This window comes from Daejeonella sp. (assembly GCF_036405355.1).
Taxonomy (GTDB): Bacteria; Bacteroidota; Bacteroidia; order Sphingobacteriales; family Sphingobacteriaceae; genus Daejeonella.
Window position 1 is genome coordinate 15,742 of the sequence record NZ_DASWXT010000035.1, and the last position, 17,072, is coordinate 32,813.

The 17,072-nt window shown below is 40.0% G+C and carries 17 protein-coding genes; 12 read left to right on the forward strand and 5 right to left on the reverse strand.

Translation table 11 applies throughout. The features are described from left to right. Window positions 1-39: 39 nt before the first annotated feature. Together VGE44_RS04675 and scpB are read right to left on the reverse strand one after the other, a co-directional pair. A complete protein-coding gene (locus tag VGE44_RS04675; RefSeq protein WP_324488242.1) occupies window positions 40-225 on the reverse strand; it encodes a hypothetical protein in 186 nt (61 codons plus the stop codon). A 102-nt stretch (window positions 226-327) separates the two neighbouring features. Then, window positions 328-897: an SMC-Scp complex subunit ScpB gene (gene scpB / locus VGE44_RS04680; protein ID WP_331076588.1), complete on the reverse strand. Its 570-nt coding sequence runs from the start codon at window positions 895-897 to the stop codon at window positions 328-330. Window positions 898-1,067: 170 nt separating this feature from the next. Between scpB and VGE44_RS04685 the strand changes: the two genes are divergently transcribed. Both VGE44_RS04685 and VGE44_RS04690 read left to right on the forward strand, forming a co-directional pair. Further along, entirely contained in the window at window positions 1,068-1,781 is a 714-nt protein-coding gene (locus VGE44_RS04685) for a ferritin-like domain-containing protein (RefSeq protein ID WP_331076589.1), read from the forward strand. Window positions 1,782-1,792: 11 nt separating this feature from the next. Then, the gene (locus VGE44_RS04690; protein WP_331076590.1) at window positions 1,793-2,629 is read left to right on the forward strand and encodes a ferritin-like domain-containing protein; all 837 of its coding nucleotides are present in this window, start codon (window positions 1,793-1,795) and stop codon (window positions 2,627-2,629) included. A gap of 51 nt (window positions 2,630-2,680) precedes the next feature. On the opposite strand, the gene VGE44_RS04695 is transcribed toward VGE44_RS04690, so the two are convergent. From VGE44_RS04695 to mqnC, 3 genes are all read right to left on the reverse strand, one after another. Beyond that, window positions 2,681-4,504, reverse strand: coding sequence for a tetratricopeptide repeat-containing sensor histidine kinase (locus tag VGE44_RS04695; protein WP_331076591.1), 1,824 nt, complete (start codon window positions 4,502-4,504; stop codon window positions 2,681-2,683). Window positions 4,505-4,807: 303 nt separating this feature from the next. Next, window positions 4,808-5,593 (reverse strand): LytTR family DNA-binding domain-containing protein, encoded by a 786-nt coding sequence (locus VGE44_RS04700; protein ID WP_331076592.1) that lies wholly within the window; start codon window positions 5,591-5,593, stop codon window positions 4,808-4,810. Between the two features lie 91 nt (window positions 5,594-5,684). Beyond that, on the reverse strand, window positions 5,685-6,809 hold the full coding sequence (gene mqnC, locus VGE44_RS04705; protein ID WP_331076593.1) for a cyclic dehypoxanthinyl futalosine synthase: 1,125 nt from the start codon (window positions 6,807-6,809) through the stop codon (window positions 5,685-5,687). A 530-nt stretch (window positions 6,810-7,339) separates the two neighbouring features. On the opposite strand from mqnC, the gene VGE44_RS04710 reads away from it, so the two are divergent. The 10 genes from VGE44_RS04710 to VGE44_RS04755 form a co-directional block, all read left to right on the forward strand. Then, window positions 7,340-7,591 carry a hypothetical protein gene (locus VGE44_RS04710; RefSeq protein WP_331076594.1) on the forward strand — a complete coding sequence of 84 codons (252 nt, stop codon included), beginning with the start codon at window positions 7,340-7,342 and terminating at the stop codon, window positions 7,589-7,591. Window positions 7,592-8,110: 519 nt separating this feature from the next. Further along, window positions 8,111-8,503 carry a metalloregulator ArsR/SmtB family transcription factor gene (locus VGE44_RS04715; protein ID WP_331076595.1) on the forward strand — a complete coding sequence of 131 codons (393 nt, stop codon included), beginning with the start codon at window positions 8,111-8,113 and terminating at the stop codon, window positions 8,501-8,503. 68 nt (window positions 8,504-8,571) lie between these two features. Beyond that, entirely contained in the window at window positions 8,572-9,171 is a 600-nt protein-coding gene (gene merTP / locus VGE44_RS04720; RefSeq protein WP_331076596.1) for a mercuric transport protein MerTP, read from the forward strand. 1 nt (window position 9,172) lies between these two features. Beyond that, window positions 9,173-9,379, forward strand: a complete 207-nt coding sequence (locus VGE44_RS04725) for a GDCCVxC domain-containing (seleno)protein (RefSeq protein ID WP_331076597.1) — start codon at window positions 9,173-9,175, stop codon at window positions 9,377-9,379. Between the two features lie 284 nt (window positions 9,380-9,663). After that, window positions 9,664-10,899, forward strand: a complete 1,236-nt coding sequence (locus VGE44_RS04730; protein ID WP_331076598.1) for a pitrilysin family protein — start codon at window positions 9,664-9,666, stop codon at window positions 10,897-10,899. A 1-nt stretch (window position 10,900) separates the two neighbouring features. Continuing rightward, complete coding sequence (locus tag VGE44_RS04735; RefSeq protein ID WP_331076599.1) at window positions 10,901-12,175, forward strand: pitrilysin family protein; 1,275 nt, start codon at window positions 10,901-10,903, stop codon at window positions 12,173-12,175. Window positions 12,176-12,548: 373 nt separating this feature from the next. Then, window positions 12,549-14,018 carry an IMP dehydrogenase gene (guaB, locus tag VGE44_RS04740; protein ID WP_324488231.1) on the forward strand — a complete coding sequence of 490 codons (1,470 nt, stop codon included), beginning with the start codon at window positions 12,549-12,551 and terminating at the stop codon, window positions 14,016-14,018. A gap of 219 nt (window positions 14,019-14,237) precedes the next feature. After that, entirely contained in the window at window positions 14,238-14,822 is a 585-nt protein-coding gene (locus VGE44_RS04745; protein ID WP_331076600.1) for a TIGR00730 family Rossman fold protein, read from the forward strand. 195 nt (window positions 14,823-15,017) lie between these two features. After that, entirely contained in the window at window positions 15,018-15,878 is an 861-nt protein-coding gene (locus tag VGE44_RS04750; RefSeq protein ID WP_090697759.1) for a sigma-70 family RNA polymerase sigma factor, read from the forward strand. 79 nt (window positions 15,879-15,957) lie between these two features. After that, on the forward strand, window positions 15,958-17,072 hold a 1,115-nt coding region (locus tag VGE44_RS04755; RefSeq protein ID WP_331076601.1), incomplete at its 3' end, for a glyceraldehyde-3-phosphate dehydrogenase.

Below are 17,072 nucleotides of genomic sequence, written 5' to 3' on the forward strand. Positions count from 1 at the left end.
TCAGAGAACTGAATGCCTGAATATTAGGGCTGTAATTCCTTAAAAATCGTCATCATCGTCATCGAAATCATCGAATGCCGGAATGTCATCGTCGAGCGGAAGGTCAAATTCATCTTCATCATCAAGAATAGGACGAATCGGTTCTATCGGTTCAGACAAATGGGTCTTTTTCTTATCGGGACTTTTTGATCCCCCGCTTTTTGTTACTTTCTTTGGCGACTTCATTGGTGCAAATTACACGTTTTTAGTTTTAATATAATGTTCTTATAAATTTAACAAGATTTTGAAATTCCAAACCTCTTTTTTAATTTTTATTTATTTGCGGTTTTACTCACTCTGATCACCGATTATATTGCTTTCGGAAACCAGCTCAGTAATCTGCGGAAGATCTTTTGTTGAATTAATTCCAAAATAATCCATAAAAAGGCCACTGGTAGCATAAAGCAGCGGTTTTCCAACACTTTCCGACTTCCCCGCGATACTGATCAGCTCCTTTTCGAGCAATTTCTGTACCGTATAATCGCAATTTACACCCCTGATCTGCTCAATCTCCAGCTTGGTAACAGGCTGTTTATAAGCAATGATCGAGAGTGTTTCCAAAGCTGCCTGACTCAATTTCTTCTTAGAACGCTGAATCTGCAGCTGATTGATCACCGGATAAAACTCCTTCCGGGTCAGAAACTGATAACCTCCGTTCAATTGAACCAGCTCTATAGCCAGATTCAGGTCCAGATATTTCTGCCTGATCTGCTCAATCGAAGCATTGATTGCTGCTATTGAGATCTGCTCCCCCTCACTGAGTTCTGCGAGAACCTGCTGTATTTCCTCTGCAGAAATACTCTTTTCAGAAGCAAAAATTAAAGCTTCAATGAAAGGTTCAGGCTCTTTAAAACTCATGGACAAACATAACATATTGCGATTCAAACGAAAAAAAAATCTTCAAAAAAATGTTGTTTTTCTTATTGAGAGCCTGCTTTTTCCATTTTCTGAAAAATAATTCAAATCCGTTCCAATCCGGGCCTCGTAGGTAAACGCAATCAACAGAACATTTAAAATTATTCTCAGACATGGAAAACCTAACAAAAAAAGATGAGCAGATCATTCTGCCAAAGCAGGATATCTTAACGGCACCGCTGCAGCGCCGTTCCTTCCTTCGCTATGCCGGAGCCGGAGCAGCCGGAATCGCATTACTTGCAGCAGGCTGTAAAAAAGACGGAATGATGATCGATGATGCTGCAGGCGTAAACCTCGGCAGCGGCGATGTCGGCATCCTGAATTATGCCTATGCTTTGGAGCAGCTGGAAGCAGCATTCTACATCAAAGTAGCCTCCTCATTCTATTCAGGTATCACCGAAGCCGAAAGATCATTGCTTTCGGATATCAGGGATCATGAGATTGCCCACCGCGAATTTTTTAAAAATGCTTTAGGTTCAAATGCGATCCCCGGTCTGGAGGTTGATTTCTCAATGATCAATTTCAGCAGCCGCGACAGTGTTCTGGGAACCGCCAAAGCTTTTGAAGACCTGGGTGTTTCTGCTTACAACGGTGCAGGGGTTTTGATTAAAGACGCAAACTACCTGACCCTTGCCGGTAAAATTGTTTCTGTTGAAGCCCGTCATGCGGCATTAATCCGCGACCTGATCAGCAATGGAAGTTTTGCAAACTCTGAAGTGATCGATAATAACGGACTCGATAAATCCCGTCTTCCTTTAGAGGTGCTTGGTATTGCCGCACCTTTCATCAAAACAAAAATCAACGCAAACGATCTGCCTAAATCTTAATCCTTACAGCTATGAATATCCTGAACATATTAGAAGAAATTGAAAAAACAGATGCCGAAGTATATGAGCGCATCAGTCCGAGAAGAAAAGCCATGGCCCAGTTTTACGGCTTTGGAAAGAAAGTAGCCCTCGCATCTATACCTTTTGCCCTTGGTACGATGTTTAAAAAAGCCTATGCCCAAACTGCAAGTACAGATGTTGAAGCCGTATTGCAGTTTGCCTTAACGCTTGAATACCTGGAAGCAGAATTTTATACCAAAGGAGTAGCTGCTGCCGGATTGGTGCCAGCAGGAGCAGCATTAGCTGCGATCACTACGATCCGTGATCATGAAAACCAGCATGTGGCCTTTTTGAAAACAGCATTGATGTCTCTGGGTAAAACCCCTGTTTCAAAGCCAACCTTTGATTTCTCGGCAGGAAACGGATCAAATACAGGTCCTTTTGCGAATGTATTTTCCAATTACGATACCTTTCTTGCCGTAGCGCAGACCTTTGAGGATACCGGCGTTAGAGCCTATAAAGGACAGGCACCGGCATTAATAGGCAGCGGAGGCGTACTAACCGCTGCATTGAACATCCATTCGGTAGAAGCCAGGCATGCCGCCCATATCAGGCAGATGCGTAAGGCACGAGGCGCGAATGTAAAACCCTGGATCACCGGACAGGAGACAGGAATTGGAGCAATCGTACAGGCATCCTATGCCGGCGAAGAACTAGAAGACCAGGCCGGAATAAAAATTGCCGGTATCAACGGACAGATGATCTCTGTCGCTGCGGCCACCGAAGCATTTGATGAACCATTGACCAAGGCTCAGATCCTGGCCATTGTTGATCCCTTTATCGTTTAGTGTTTGTTTTGGGTTTATTGGAAAAGAGAGCCGGGAGGCTCTCTTTTTTTGTTATATGGGTATGCTGATGATGACTTCGGTACCTGAATCTCCGGTTTGGGTTTGAGTGATTTGGATGGAGGTTTTGTTGATTTTATTGAGTAATTGTACTCGTTCGTGAATTAGTTCTAAGCCTCGGCTTGTGTGCTGGCCAGGAGCTCTGGATTTACTAGAATTTGAAATACCTATTCCATTATCTAGAATTTTGATCCTTAGCAAGTTGTCTATACATGTGAAATTAATCTGAATCCAACCACCATCCTCCTTCGGCAACAAGCCATGCCATACCGCATTTTCTATAAATGGTTGTATTAGCAAGGAAGGTATTATTATCTCCTCTGCTTCAATGCCATCATCAATAGTTATAGAATAATTCATTTTCTCAACAAATCTGATTTTTTCCAATGAAAGGTATAGATTTAGATATTGAATTTCTTCAAATAGAGTTATGTTATTTTTTAAACATATTTCAAGATGCTTTCTCATTAGCCTTGCAAATCCCGTGAGAATCTGGTTTGCGGCCTTTGACTCATTTATTCCAATAAAATATTGAATTGTATTAATGACATTAAAAACAAAATGTGGATTCATCATCGCCTGCAACGCTTTTTGTTCAAGAGTTGCTATAGTATTCTGGATTTTTAGTTCTTTTTTTTGCTTTCTTTTTTGAAAAAAATAAAATATTACTGTTCCAATTAGTGCTGCTAGTAATACGATTGAAATGATTAAGGTTATTAACCACCAGTATTGCGTTTCTTTAAATTTTTGCTTTGCTATAGTGAGCTCATTTTCCTGAATTTTTTGCAATTGCAAATAGTAAGAAGATGTTTTCCCAATGTTATCAGACAGGTTTCTCGAAAGTTGAAGGCTATCATGATAATGGACTTCTTTTAAATATTTTAAAGCTTTTGGGTAATTTTTTCTTTTTACTTCAAGTTCATAAGCTTTATATAAATAGTAGTAAACAGAAGTATTATCCCCCATCATCCTGGAATATTTGATCCCCTCATTTATAGAAATCTCAGTTTTAAAATATTCTGCCTCTTCTAAATAAATAGATGCCAATGCTAAATTGGAACCGACAATTACTTTATATAAATCATGCTTTTTTGCCTGAGTTATTGCCTCAAATAATCGCTTCTTTGCTGTTTCAAAATCGTTTAGTTTGTAATAACTTACTCCTAAGTTTTGTAGTGACGTTATGAAATTAATTGTGTCACCTGTTTTTGCGAATATTTCTTTACTTATTTCAAGGTATTTAAGCGAAATTTTATAATCTCCCTGAAATCTTAAAATGGTTGCAATATTTAAGTAAATACCTGCTGTAAATTCATCAATATTTAATTTATTAGCTATGGATAGAGCTTTTTTATAATAGACTAGTGCTTTATTGTAATTTATTTCCTTGTAGAGGTTGCCAAAATTATTATAAACTCGGGCCTCGTTTTTTTTATCATTTAAAACTTTAAAATATTTTAAAGCTTCTATATAGCTTTTGACTGCCTTTTCAGTGTCACTGAGATAATATAATCCAACACCTTTTATTCTATTCGCTTCAGCTATTCCAAAGAAATAATTCAGCTTTTTTGCAAGAATTAATGCACTGTCAGCAAGTTCAACTGTCTTTTGTGGATCAGTAAGCCTAATGTTAAAGGCAACCTTATTTATTCGGTTTATACTTGTTGTATCTTTCAAGCTTAATTGTATATCCGATGAGAAAGAAAAATACTTTTGTAGAATGGATTGATAACTCTCATTCAGCATTTTAGGTATTATAACTATCGCTGTCAGAAGAAGAATGATTAATGAAGCCCAAAGGATTTGCTTTCTTTTCAAATCTGATTTTTATACAGGAATATATTGGAACTCAGGTCTGTTACAAGTAATTTGAATATTTAATTTACCATTTCTTTTTCATTGTACAAAAAAAGCGGCGAAACGCCCCAATCGCTTCAACCGCTTTTTTTCAAAAGAGAATCTTTATTATTATTGAGAGAATAATTCTCAATAAAAAATAGAAAACTCTTCAGGTAATTTATGTAATTCAGAATTTTGCTTATTTGTGAATGTATAAGCGGTAGGTAATTTCAAATAAACGGTAAGATCAGTTCAATTCTAACCTTAGAATTTTCTCATGATTCACTCATTATTATAAAAAAGCCTCACTGTTTCCAGGAAATCTGATACTCTTCTTCTCGAAACGGTGTGTTCGGAAGTGTCAGACATACTGACTATCAAACCGTTCTTGTTAGAATAATTTTTAAGATGTTTCAGATTAATTATAGTTGATTTATGTATTCTGCTGAACCCTGTATTAATAAGAATTTCTTCATATTCTTTAAGATGCTTAGAAACAACCACTCGGCCCTGATTTTCGAGATGGAAGATGGAGTAATTACTATCTGCTTCAACATAAATAATACTATTTACATTGAGGATGTTAAATCCATTTAAATGAGGTAGATTTAGTTTGGTGATTTTTTTTATTTCGTTCAGGTTTTCTTCTAGGCTATTTAATTGTAAGGAATGGTCAGGACTATTTGGATTATTGGTCTGATTTAGACCTTTCCAAGTAACCGCTTTTTCAATTGCTTCATTGAGCTCATCGATATCAACGGGTTTCAATAAATAGTCAACCGCACTTGCCTTTAAAGCCCTTAAAGCATATTGATTATGAGCTGTTGTAAAAATTACTGATCCGGAAATTTTTTGCAAATCCGGCAATAAACCAAATCCATCCTCATTGGGCATGGCTATATCAAGAAATACTAGATCTATTTCATTTGATTTCAGCATTTGACGGGCTTCTTGTACTGATTTAGCTATTCCTCTGATCTTGACTTTTGGACAATAGCCGTCAATTAAAAAGAAAAGAGATTTGCGAGAATACTCTTCATCATCTACAATTATGGCATTTAACAGCATTTAAATAGCAATAAATATATTGTACTCTAATTTACAGGTATTTAGAGGAAAGAAATGTTTAAAATGAGTAAACGGTAGATATTAGTGAGTATCAATACCCAATCACCTGCTGTTCAGTCATTTCCGGTAAATCCCTGAACTGGTATTGCTGTGTTCTGAGTTGAGGCTCAAAACCTGCTTCGCGAATCGAATCCTGTATACCCTGGGAGGTAAAGCGATGCGGGGCACCGGCAGCCGAAACCACATTTTCTTCGATCATAATCGATCCAAAATCATTCGCTCCGGCATGAAGACAGATCTGGGCAACCTGCTTGCCTACGGTTAACCAGCTGGCCTGGATATTTTTAACATTGGGCAGCATGATGCGGCTCAAAGCGATCGTACGGATGTATTCATCTGCGGTAACCTGGTTTGTAATGCCCCTTACCTTACGCAAAAGCGTACCATCATCCTGGAAAGGCCATGGAATAAAGGCTATAAATCCTTTCGCATCAGCAGGCTTTTCGGCCTGTACTTCACGCAGCCAGACCAGGTGTTCAAAACGTTCTTCCAAGGTTTCTACATGCCCAAACATCATCGTTGCCGAGGTAGTCAGCCCTAATTGATGTGCCGCACGCATCACGTCCAGCCATTCCTGTCCCCCGCATTTGCCTTTGGAGATCAGCCGGCGCACGCGGTCGTTCAGGATCTCTGCTCCGGCACCGGGTAAGGAATCCAAACCGGCAGCCATCAAAGCTTTTAATACTTCGGTATGGCTCATGCCTTCGAGTTTTGCGATATGGGCTATTTCGGGCGGACCGAGGGAGTGTAATTTCAGGGTAGGATATAATTCCTTTAATTGTTTGAACAGACCAACATAGAAAGCCAGACCGAGGTCGGGATGATGCCCGCCCTGTAAGAGCAATTGCTCGCCCCCATAACGGAAGGTTTCTTCGATCTTAATTTTATAGGTCTCAATATCAGTGATATAGCTTTCATCATGTCCCGGCCGGCGGAAGAAATTGCAGAACTTGCAGTTCGCAATGCAGACATTGGTCGTATTTACATTGCGGTCGATGATCCAGGTTACTTTTCCGTGAGGTACCTGCTTCTTACGCAGCTCATTGGCAGTGTACATCAGTTCGGATGTTGCCGCATTCTTGAACAGAAATAATCCTTCTTCGGCAGAAAGAAATTCAAAATTCAGAGCCCGGGTAAGCAGATCGGAGGTTTGCATGCACAAAGATAAGAGAATTAGCAAATTAGAGAATGAGCAAATTAGCAAATGGAGGGAATTTGACAATTGGTACAAGATTCCTTGCCTGCATTCATTTGGATCTTTACAGGGTGGAGCTTTTTGCTTCAGGTCAGAAATTATCTAAAGTGTATTTGTAACTATTAACTAGTGTTTATTTATGACGTAGTCTGGTTGTAGCCTAGTCGTCTATTAGTCGTCTATTAGTCGTCTCCAATTGTCACAGAGACGACCAATAGACGACTAAAGTACGACCAAAAGACGTCGAATATGGAATGAGTTTAAAAACTTTAGATATTTTTTAGATGCAGTTTCTAACTCTTATGCATTTTTCTTAAGTCTGAATCTCAAAATGTTTTTATCCGGAAACAAACAAGGGAGAAGTGTGGCCATATTTTTTCCACAAGCGATTAAATCCTGTACCCATCTGTTAATAAGTATGTTAAACCCTGATAAATATTTTTTCTTTGAGAAAGAAGAATAATTATATTTACGGACCTAACCAATGAAAAATGACCTACAAAGAGCAGTATCTGTATCTCAAGCAGAAAACAGCTGATTCCTACAACCTGTGGATTAAAGCGCAAAATCAATTGGCAAGCGATGAAGATGGCTTTCTGAATGAACTATTATGGGATAATCTGGAAGTCAGTGCATCCGACCTTCAAAAAGCTCAGAATGAGTTTAATAAGTTCTGCAGCATTATCCGCAAAGGAAAATTCAGTGCCCATGATATTTTGGGTGAGCAGCAGGCTTGCGCTTAATTAGTTGACACCCGATAGCTATCGGGTTGACAGTTGATAGTTGACAATGGTGAATCTGTCATCATGAGAAAAATTTTTCTCTGGAGTTAAATTTCTATTGACAAATAGACAAATCAGATCATAAAGTTTTACGTTTTACGTGCTACGTTTTGAAAAATCTCATTTCATGAGAACAATTTTTCTGTGGAGTCAAATTTCCATTGACAAATAGACAAATCAGTTCATCGACAAATTCATTCCCCCATTCCATTACAACAGATCTCTCCTCGCGGGAAAATCATCATAACATAAAAAATCATTGTCGCTTGTCGAGATGACGCGGGCTTAAAAATCAATTCCCACGTCGGGATGAGGCTTGATGGAAAGCAGGATTCCAATTCGCTCATTCGCTAATTCTCTCACTTGCACATCTGTTTGGGGCAAGGCTATGACTACACAGCCCAAAAGGCAAATTGGGTTCTTTTTGATAGTATTTATTTAAGTAATTGCTTAAATACACAAATTGACTATATTTGCAATATGGACAACAATTATTGCATAAGACAACAAGCAGACATTAAACAAATAAACCGCTGTAAGGACCGGGTTTCAGAACTCAACGGCTCGTTTGACTATTTATCGAGCGGAATTGAATTAGCAGGAAATAAAGTAAGACTGAAAATCCTCTTTCTGCTTTATGAAGAAAAACGACTTTGTGTTTGTGATATAAGCGACATTCTTGGAATGACAATTTCAGCCGTTTCACAACACTTGCGAAAACTCAAAGACCGAAAACTTATTGAAACTGAACGAGAAGCTCAAACCATTTTTTACTCGTTGACAAAAGAGTATGAAAAAATGCTGAAACCGTTTTTTATAATACTTGACGAAATGAGCCTTGAAGAAACGTCCGAAAGAAATTTTAAAAAATAGTTTGCGAATTCGATGACACTTTGAAAAAATTTAAGATGCAGTCATCAAAATGAAATATTACAAACAAAATGAAAACAGACAACAAACTAATCGGAGCAGGACTTTTGACAGCAATTGCCGCATCATTATGTTGCATTACACCAGTCTTGGCTTTAATAGCAGGAACAAGCGGACTTGCTTCAACTTTTTCTTGGCTTGAACCATTCCGATCATATTTTTTGGGTTTGACAATTTTGTTGCTTGGTTTTGCTTGGTATCAAAAGTTAATACCTAAGAAGCAAATTGACTGCAACTGTGAGACAGAAGAAAAATCAAAATTCATTCAGTCAAAAAAATTTTTAGGAATTGTAACAGCCTTTGCAATTGTGATGCTTGCCATTCCTTACTATGCTCACATTTTCTATCCCAAGACAGAAAAGCATGTCATTGTGATTGACAAATCAAATGTTAAGACAGTTCAGTTTTCTATTAGCGGAATGACCTGTGCCAGTTGTGAAGAACACGTAAACCACGAAGTGAATAAACTTTTGGGAATAATCAAATCAACTGCTTCATACGAGAACGGAAACGTAATCGTAGAATTTGACAACTCAAAAACGAACATTGCCGAAATTGAAAAAACAATCAACGGAATAGGCTATTCAGTAACAGAAATGGAGGACAATTAAAATGGAAGTCATATTACAATCAACAATCACTTGCCCCAACTGCGGACACAAAAAAGAAGAAACAATGCCGACGGATGCTTGCCAGTATTTTTATGAATGTGAAAAATGCAAGAGCGTTTTAAGACCCCAGCAAGGCGACTGTTGTGTTTATTGCAGTTATGGAAGTGTAAAATGTCCGCCAATTCAACAAGACAAAAAATGTTGCTAAGGAAGGACAAGTGCTTATTAGCACATTTTTTTTTTGCAACAGATCTCTCCTCGCGGGAAAATTATCATAACAAAAAATTATTTTCGCTCGTCGAGATGACGGATGCGGGAAAATAGTCATAAAATGTATAACCGTTTTCGTTCTATGGGATGACGGATGCATAGAATGGAATTCCCCTGTCCTGAATAAGCAGAATTCCAATTTGCTAATTCTCTCATTTGCTCATTTCCTAATTTCTCTCCATATTTTTTCTAAATTAGCCCGCCTAAAGCTTTCGCTCCCTTATGGTTTCTTTCGAACGTTTCACGCTTGCCAATGGCCTTAAAGTATTGGTCCATGAAGACCCTACAACGCCCATGGCGGTTGTTAATATATTGTATGATGTAGGTGCCCGCGATGAGCATCCGGATCAAACCGGTTTTGCACATCTATTCGAGCATCTGATGTTTGGAGGCTCGGTGAATATTCCATCCTATGATGAGCCACTGCAGCGCGTAGGGGGTGAGAATAATGCCTTTACCAGTAATGATATTACCAATTATTACATCACTTTGCCCTCTGTAAATCTTGAAACGGCTTTCTGGCTCGAAAGCGACCGGATGCTGAGCCTTGCCTTTTCAGAAAAAAGCCTTGAAGTGCAGCGCAATGTGGTTTGCGAAGAGTTTAAACAGCGTTATCTCAATCAGCCTTATGGCGATGTCTGGCTGAAACTGCGTCCGATGGCTTATAAACAGCATCCTTATCAGTGGGCTACGATTGGTAAATCCCTGGATCATATCGAAAATGCGAATATTGAGGACGTTAAGGCCTTTTTTGCCCGCCATTACAATCCTTCGAATGCGATCATGGTCGTTGGAGGGGATGTGAAACTGGAAGAAGTTAAACGCCTTTCAGAAAAATGGTTCGGAAATATCCCGGCAGGGGAGAAGCTTGCGCGTTTGCTGCCTATGGAAGATGATCAGACCGAAGAGCGTAAAGAAACTGTTAATGCCAATGTGCCTCTGAATGCAATTTACAAGGTGTTTCATATGCCATCCCGGACTGAGGCAGGCTATTATCCCGCCGATCTGATTTCAGATGTTTTATCAAGGGGCAATTCTTCCCGCCTGTTCCGCAATTTGCTGAAAGACCAGAAATTATTCAGTGATATCAACGCATACCTCACCGGGAGTCTGGATGCCGGATTGTTTGTTGTGGAAGGGAAACCATTGCCGGGTATCAGCATGGAAGTGGCTGAGGCTGCAATCTGGAAAGAACTGGAAAAAATTAGTACCGAGCTTGTCCCTGAAGCCGAATTGACCAAGGTGAAGAACAAAATGGAATCGACTATGGTATTCTCAGAAATGAGTCTGCTGGATAAAGCGATGAATCTGGCCTATTTCGAATTGCTTGGGGATGCGGATCAGCTCAATTCAGAGACTCAAAAATATCTGGATGTTAGTGCTGAAGAGATCCGCGCTCAGGCTGCACATATCTTCCGTAAAGAAAACTCATCCACTCTATACTATTTAGCAAAATAACATGATCGACAGAGCACAAGCGCCGGCATTCGGACAGGTTGAAAATATAGAGCTGATCAGGGCAAAGCCCCTGGTTCTGGCTAATGGATTAAAGGTTTTTAGTATTGATGGAGGTGAACAGGATCTGGTTCGTATCGAGTTTATATTCGCAAACATCGCTTACGATTCAAAAAAGCCCTTGCAGGCTTTCGCCTGTAATACGATGCTGAATGATGGTACCAGTGAATTAAGCTCGACTGAAATTGCCGACCGGGTGGATTATTATGGCTCATTCCTGCAGACAGATTATACAAATGATCATTCATCCGTTACACTTTACAGCTTAAACAAGCATTTGGCGAATACCCTGCCTATTGTTAAGGCGATTATTACCGATTCAGTTTTTCCGCAGGTAGAGCTCGATACACTGATCCGCAATCAAAAGCAAAAATTGAGTGTAAACCTGGAGAAGAATGACTTTGTGAGTCGCAAAACCTTTAATCATGTTCTTTTTGGGGATACTTTATACGGCTATGATATTACTTCTAATGATTATGACCAATTAGACCGGGAGCAGTTATTGTCCTATTTTAAGACTGCCTACCAGCCCAAAAATTGTACAGTCATTGTTTCAGGCAAAGTGAAAGATGAAAGTATTAAGTTGCTGGATGAACTGTTTGGAAAAGACTGGAATAATACATTTGATGTTAAGGAAAATAAATTTGATTTCCAGGCAGGTTCAGGGAAGGAACATTATGTTGAGAAGGCAAATGCTTTACAGTCGGCAATTCGGATCGGGCAGATCTCGATTAACCGTAACCATGCTGATTTCCCGGGTTTGCAGGTTGTAAATACAATATTGGGCGGTTATTTCGGTTCGAGGTTAATGGCCAATATCCGTGAAGACAAAGGCTTTACCTATGGCATTGGTTCTGCTTTGGTTTCCTTAAAAAACAGCGGTTATTTCTTTATTGCTTCAGAAGTAGGGGCAGATGTTTGCACGGCTGCGATGATAGAAATTGAAAAGGAAATGGCTATTTTAAAGAAGGAAGCAGTGAGTGAAGAAGAACTGTCATTGGTCAGGAATTATATGCTGGGCTCCATGCTGGGCAGTCTTGAAAACGCGCTTTCTCATGCTGATAAGTTTAAAAACATCTATTTCTCGGGGCTGGGGTATGATTATTATCAAAACTATATTCAAACTGTGAGGAATATAAGTCCGGAGGAGGTGTTGAATCTTGCGAATAAGTACTTGAATTTTGATGGTTTTCAGAGGGTGATAGTTGGGAAAAAATAAGTTAATTTGGGTAAACGAGTCTGTCCCGTGTTTACGGGATTTCATTTAACAATCCGTAGAGACGCTTCGCTTAAACTACGGACAGGTGGTAAAAAATGAATTTATTTGGTCGGTGTTTTAACTGATCAGTTGTAAACGAGTCTGAAGACTCTTATTCATTTAACAATCCGTAGAGACGCTGCGCTTAACTCTACAGATGGGATAATACCAACCAGAGGGAAATATGAAGTTCTTTATTAACTATCACTAAGTTCCCTCCTGCGTCGGGATGACATCCTGCTCTGTAAAACGCTTAATTTTCAATTCTCCATTCTCAACTCTCAATTAATTTCTTACCTTTGCCCTGCAAGTAATAACCCCTCAATTATTTGCCATGCAACTCGATCCAGAAAAATTCGTTTCAGAAGGTCTTACCTACGACGATGTACTTTTAATCCCTGCTTATTCTGAAGTTTTACCCCGTGATGTAGACACCAGTTCTTATTTCACACGTAAGATCAAGCTCAATGTTCCGATCGTTTCGGCGGCTATGGACACGGTGACCGAATCAGTTCTGGCTATCGCGATTGCCCAGGCCGGCGGTATTGGGATGCTTCATAAGAACATGACCATTGCCCAGCAGGCTGATGAAGTGAGAAAGGTTAAAAGATCAGAAAGTGGCATTATTCAGGATCCGGTTACACTGGATGAAGGGGCTTTGATTGCGGATGCCTTTTTGATCATGAAGGATTATAAGATCGGGGGGATTCCGGTAATCAATGCCGACAGGAAATTGGTTGGGATTATTACGAACAGAGATCTTCGTTTTCAAAAGGATATGAAGAAACCTGTCAGAGAGGTGATGACCAGTTCAAATCTGATCACAGCACCCGAAGGTACAACCCTTCCTCAGGCAGAAGAAATTCTTCAGGATTATAAAATAGAAAAACTTCCGGTAGTAGATAAAGATGGTCGCCTGAGCGGACTCATCACCTTTAAGGATATTCAGAAATTTAAAAATTTCCCCAATGCCTGCAAGGATGAGCATGGCCGTTTAAGGGTTGGTGCTGCAGTTGGGGTTACACCCGATACGATAGAACGTGTGGATGCTTTGGTGAAGGCCGGTGTTGATGTTATCACCATTGATACCGCACATGGTCATTCGCGCGGGGTTATAGAAAAGTTGAAAGAAGTAAAAGCTAAATATCCTGATCTTCAGGTTGTTGTTGGGAATATTGCTACCGGTGAAGCTGCTAAAGCCCTTGCCGATGCAGGCGCTGATGCGGTTAAGGTGGGTATTGGTCCGGGTTCAATTTGCACAACCCGTATCATTGCGGGTGTTGGTGTTCCTCAATTATATGCCGTTTATGAATGTGCCAAAGCTTTAAAGGGCCGCGGTATTCCGGTGATTGCCGATGGGGGTATCAAACAAACCGGAGATATTGCAAAAGCCATTGCAGCCGGAGCAAGTTCGATTATGGCGGGTTCATTATTCGCGGGGGTTGAAGAATCACCGGGTGAAACGATCATTTATGAGGGAAGAAAGTTCAAGTCATACCGTGGAATGGGATCAATTGAAGCGATGGAAAAAGGATCGAAAGACCGCTATTTCCAGGATGTGGAAGATGATATCAAAAAGCTGGTTCCTGAGGGGATTGTAGGAAGGGTTGCATTTAAAGGTTCCCTTTCTGAGGTCATGTACCAGCTTATCGGCGGACTCAGAGCCAGCATGGGTTATTGCGGTGCCGCAACAATTGATGATCTGCAAAATGCCCGCTTCGTGAAGATTACCGCTGCAGGAATGCGTGAAAGCCATCCGCATGATATTACTATTACGAAGGAGGCACCGAATTACAGCCGGTAGAGAGCTGACAGTTGACAATTGACAGTTGACAGTGGAGCGTTTTACAGAGTAGGATGTCATCCCTGCCCGTCCGGTCAGGCGGGCCGACGCAGGAGGGAACTTAGCCAAGTTGGACAATTTTTTATTATTATAACCTGGTAATTTTAATCTGAAATCAAAATAGAGTATTGAGTACAAATTGTCCTGTACTCAATACTCACTACTCTATACTCAATACTAATGAAAGCTATCTCTGTTTTTTGTGGTTCCAATTTTGACGGCAATCCGGTCTTATTGAAGGCGGTGAATGACCTTGCTGATGCAATGATTGAAAAGGACATTGCCCTGGTCTTTGGTGGTGGCAGGGTAGGTGTAATGGGTCTGATTGCTGATGCGGTTCTAAAACGCGGTGGGAAAGCGATTGGTGTAATTCCGCAATTCCTGATGGATAAGGAAGTGGGCCATACCGGACTTACTGAATTGATCATTACCGAAAATATGCATCAGCGTAAGCAAAAGATGGCTGATCTTTCGGATGGGGTAATTACAATGCCCGGAGGCTTTGGAACTATGGAAGAGTTTTTCGAGGTTTTGACCTGGTTACAGCTTGGAATCCATGGAAATCCGATCGGTTTGCTGAATGTAGATGGGTTTTATGACCCCTTATTGTTGCAAATTGACCTCATGGTGGAGAAAAAATTCCTCAAGCCCTTAAATCGTGAATTGGTACTGTCAGATCATGATCCAAAATCCTTAATCGAACGAATGGAGAAATTTGACTCAAAACCCGATGATGTTTGGTTTAGAGACAGAAATTTAACCTGAGACATACTTTCCTGTATTTTTTCGAGTTTATATTAGAGCAAAAGAGGATAAATGGAATGATTTTTGTAGTAGTAAATTCATCAAATTATTTTCGTTAATTCCTTAAAAATCAGCTAAATTTTGCTTATAATTAACAATTAGCTGGCAGATTTTGTTTAAATTTGCAAACTTTTATACAGGAGTATTTATTCATAAATGAGACAACTCAAGATAACCCAATCCATTACCAACCGTGAATCACAGTCCCTGGACAAGTATTTACACGAGATTGGTAAAGTAGACTTAATAACCGCAGAAGAAGAGGTAATATTAGCACAAAAGATCAGAGAGGGCGATCAGGCAGCTCTTGAACGTTTGACAAAAACCAATTTACGTTTCGTAGTTTCTGTAGCCAAACAATATCAAAACCAGGGTCTGACTTTGGGAGATTTGATCAATGAAGGAAATCTTGGTTTGATCAAAGCTGCCAAACGTTTTGATGAAACCAAAGGTTTTAAATTTATTTCTTATGCTGTATGGTGGATTCGTCAATCCATATTACAAGCTATCGCAGAACAGTCAAGAATTGTTCGTTTACCTTTAAACCAGGTAGGATCTTTAAGTAAGATCAGTAAAGCATTTTCAAGATTGGAACAGGAATTTGAGCGTGAGCCATCACCTGAAGAATTAGCAGATAATCTGGAAACGACCGTTGAAAAGATCTCTGATACTTTGAGTAATTCAGGTCGCCATGTTTCTATGGACGCCCCTTTTGTTCAGGGAGAAGAAAACACTTTGCTGGATGTACTTGAGAACAGCGATCCGAATACAGATAGTAACCTGATCAATGAATCTTTATCTGAAGAGATCAAACGTTCATTATCGACCTTAACTGAACGTGAGCGTGAGATCATTGTACTTTTCTTCGGACTCAGTACGAATCATCCATTATCACTGGAAGAGATTGGAGAGAAATTCAATCTTACCCGCGAGCGTGTAAGACAGATCAAGGACAAAGCTTTGCAGCGTCTGCGTCATACCTCCAGAAGTAAAATACTGAAATCATATCTGGGATAAAATCCCTCAACGATGTAAATGAAAAGATTGGGTCAATGATCCGATCTTTTTTATTTTTGAAGCAAATTATTTTATAGACATGCTAAACGTATACGAGAACGAGTTCAATAGCTGGATCGACAAAGAGAAAAAGGCAATAGAATTGATCAATGTAGTTGGTAAGCTTTGGTTTGACCGTTCAATAGAACTCCTGCTCTTCCGGAAACCACTTTTTGATATTGGGAGCAGTGAAATTCTCGCACATCATCAGTACGCCAGGACCATTGTCAATAAGAATATTTCAATTTATGAGACTCTTGCAATTGCTCAGGCGATTGCGAAGTCTAATCTGGCGCCTTCCCGTATTGATATTGGTCGTTTAGCGGCCGAATGGATTGATGCGGATGGTAAGTTTTCGAATATTGAAGATTTTGTTATCAAAAATCTGAGTCATCACATCGGCAAGGACAAAATTAAAATGCAGTCGAGGGATGTTGTTCTCTATGGCTTTGGCCGCATTGGCCGGATTGCCGCAAGAGAGCTGGTGATGCAGGCAGGAAAGGGGGAGCAATTACGCCTCAGGGCTATAGTTACCCGTTCTTACAGTGATGAGGATCTGATTAAACGGGCCGATCTTTTGAGAAATGATTCGGTACATGGTCCATTTTTAGGGACTATCACCGAAGATTTTGAAAAAAAGGCTTTAGTGATCAATGGTCAGCTTATTTTCATGATTGCTGCGAAAGACCCATCCGAAGTAGATTATACAAGCTATGGCATCAGCAATGCGCTATTGATTGATAACACCGGGGTATTACGCGACAGGGAAGGACTTGGGAAACATCTGGCATCCAAGGGGATTGAGCGGGTACTTTTAACTGCTCCCGGTAAGGGGGATGTTCCAAATATTGTATTTGGGGTTAATCAAAACGATTTTAATAAAGAGGAGACTATTTTTTCTGCTGCTTCCTGTACTACCAATGCGATAGTACCGGTGTTAAAGATTATTCAGGATGCTTTTGGGATTGAAAAGGGACATATTGAAACGGTACACAGTTATACCAACGACCAGAACCTGCTGGATAATTATCATAAAAAGTACCGCAGGGGTCGCTCGGCGGCCTTAAATATGGTGATTACTGAAACCGGGGCTGATAAAGCGGTTTCGAAAGTATTCCCTGTTTTAGAAGGGAAATTAACAGGGAATGCGGTACG

Excerpts from the sequence above, each read along its gene's own strand:
- VGE44_RS04675 (WP_324488242.1), bottom strand. The coding sequence starts at position 225 with ATGAAGTCGCCAAAGAAAGTAACAAAAAGCGGGGGATCAAAAAGTCCC.
- scpB (WP_331076588.1), bottom strand. The coding sequence starts at position 897 with ATGAGTTTTAAAGAGCCTGAACCTTTCATTGAAGCTTTAATTTTTGCT.
- VGE44_RS04685 (WP_331076589.1), top strand. The coding sequence starts at position 1,068 with ATGGAAAACCTAACAAAAAAAGATGAGCAGATCATTCTGCCAAAGCAG.
- VGE44_RS04690 (WP_331076590.1), top strand. The coding sequence starts at position 1,793 with ATGAATATCCTGAACATATTAGAAGAAATTGAAAAAACAGATGCCGAA.
- VGE44_RS04700 (WP_331076592.1), bottom strand. The coding sequence starts at position 5,593 with ATGCTGTTAAATGCCATAATTGTAGATGATGAAGAGTATTCTCGCAAA.
- mqnC (WP_331076593.1), bottom strand. The coding sequence starts at position 6,809 with ATGCAAACCTCCGATCTGCTTACCCGGGCTCTGAATTTTGAATTTCTT.
- VGE44_RS04710 (WP_331076594.1), top strand. The coding sequence starts at position 7,340 with ATGACCTACAAAGAGCAGTATCTGTATCTCAAGCAGAAAACAGCTGAT.
- VGE44_RS04715 (WP_331076595.1), top strand. The coding sequence starts at position 8,111 with ATGGACAACAATTATTGCATAAGACAACAAGCAGACATTAAACAAATA.
- merTP (WP_331076596.1), top strand. The coding sequence starts at position 8,572 with ATGAAAACAGACAACAAACTAATCGGAGCAGGACTTTTGACAGCAATT.
- VGE44_RS04725 (WP_331076597.1), top strand. The coding sequence starts at position 9,173 with ATGGAAGTCATATTACAATCAACAATCACTTGCCCCAACTGCGGACAC.
- VGE44_RS04730 (WP_331076598.1), top strand. The coding sequence starts at position 9,664 with ATGGTTTCTTTCGAACGTTTCACGCTTGCCAATGGCCTTAAAGTATTG.
- VGE44_RS04735 (WP_331076599.1), top strand. The coding sequence starts at position 10,901 with ATGATCGACAGAGCACAAGCGCCGGCATTCGGACAGGTTGAAAATATA.
- guaB (WP_324488231.1), top strand. The coding sequence starts at position 12,549 with ATGCAACTCGATCCAGAAAAATTCGTTTCAGAAGGTCTTACCTACGAC.
- VGE44_RS04745 (WP_331076600.1), top strand. The coding sequence starts at position 14,238 with ATGAAAGCTATCTCTGTTTTTTGTGGTTCCAATTTTGACGGCAATCCG.
- VGE44_RS04750 (WP_090697759.1), top strand. The coding sequence starts at position 15,018 with ATGAGACAACTCAAGATAACCCAATCCATTACCAACCGTGAATCACAG.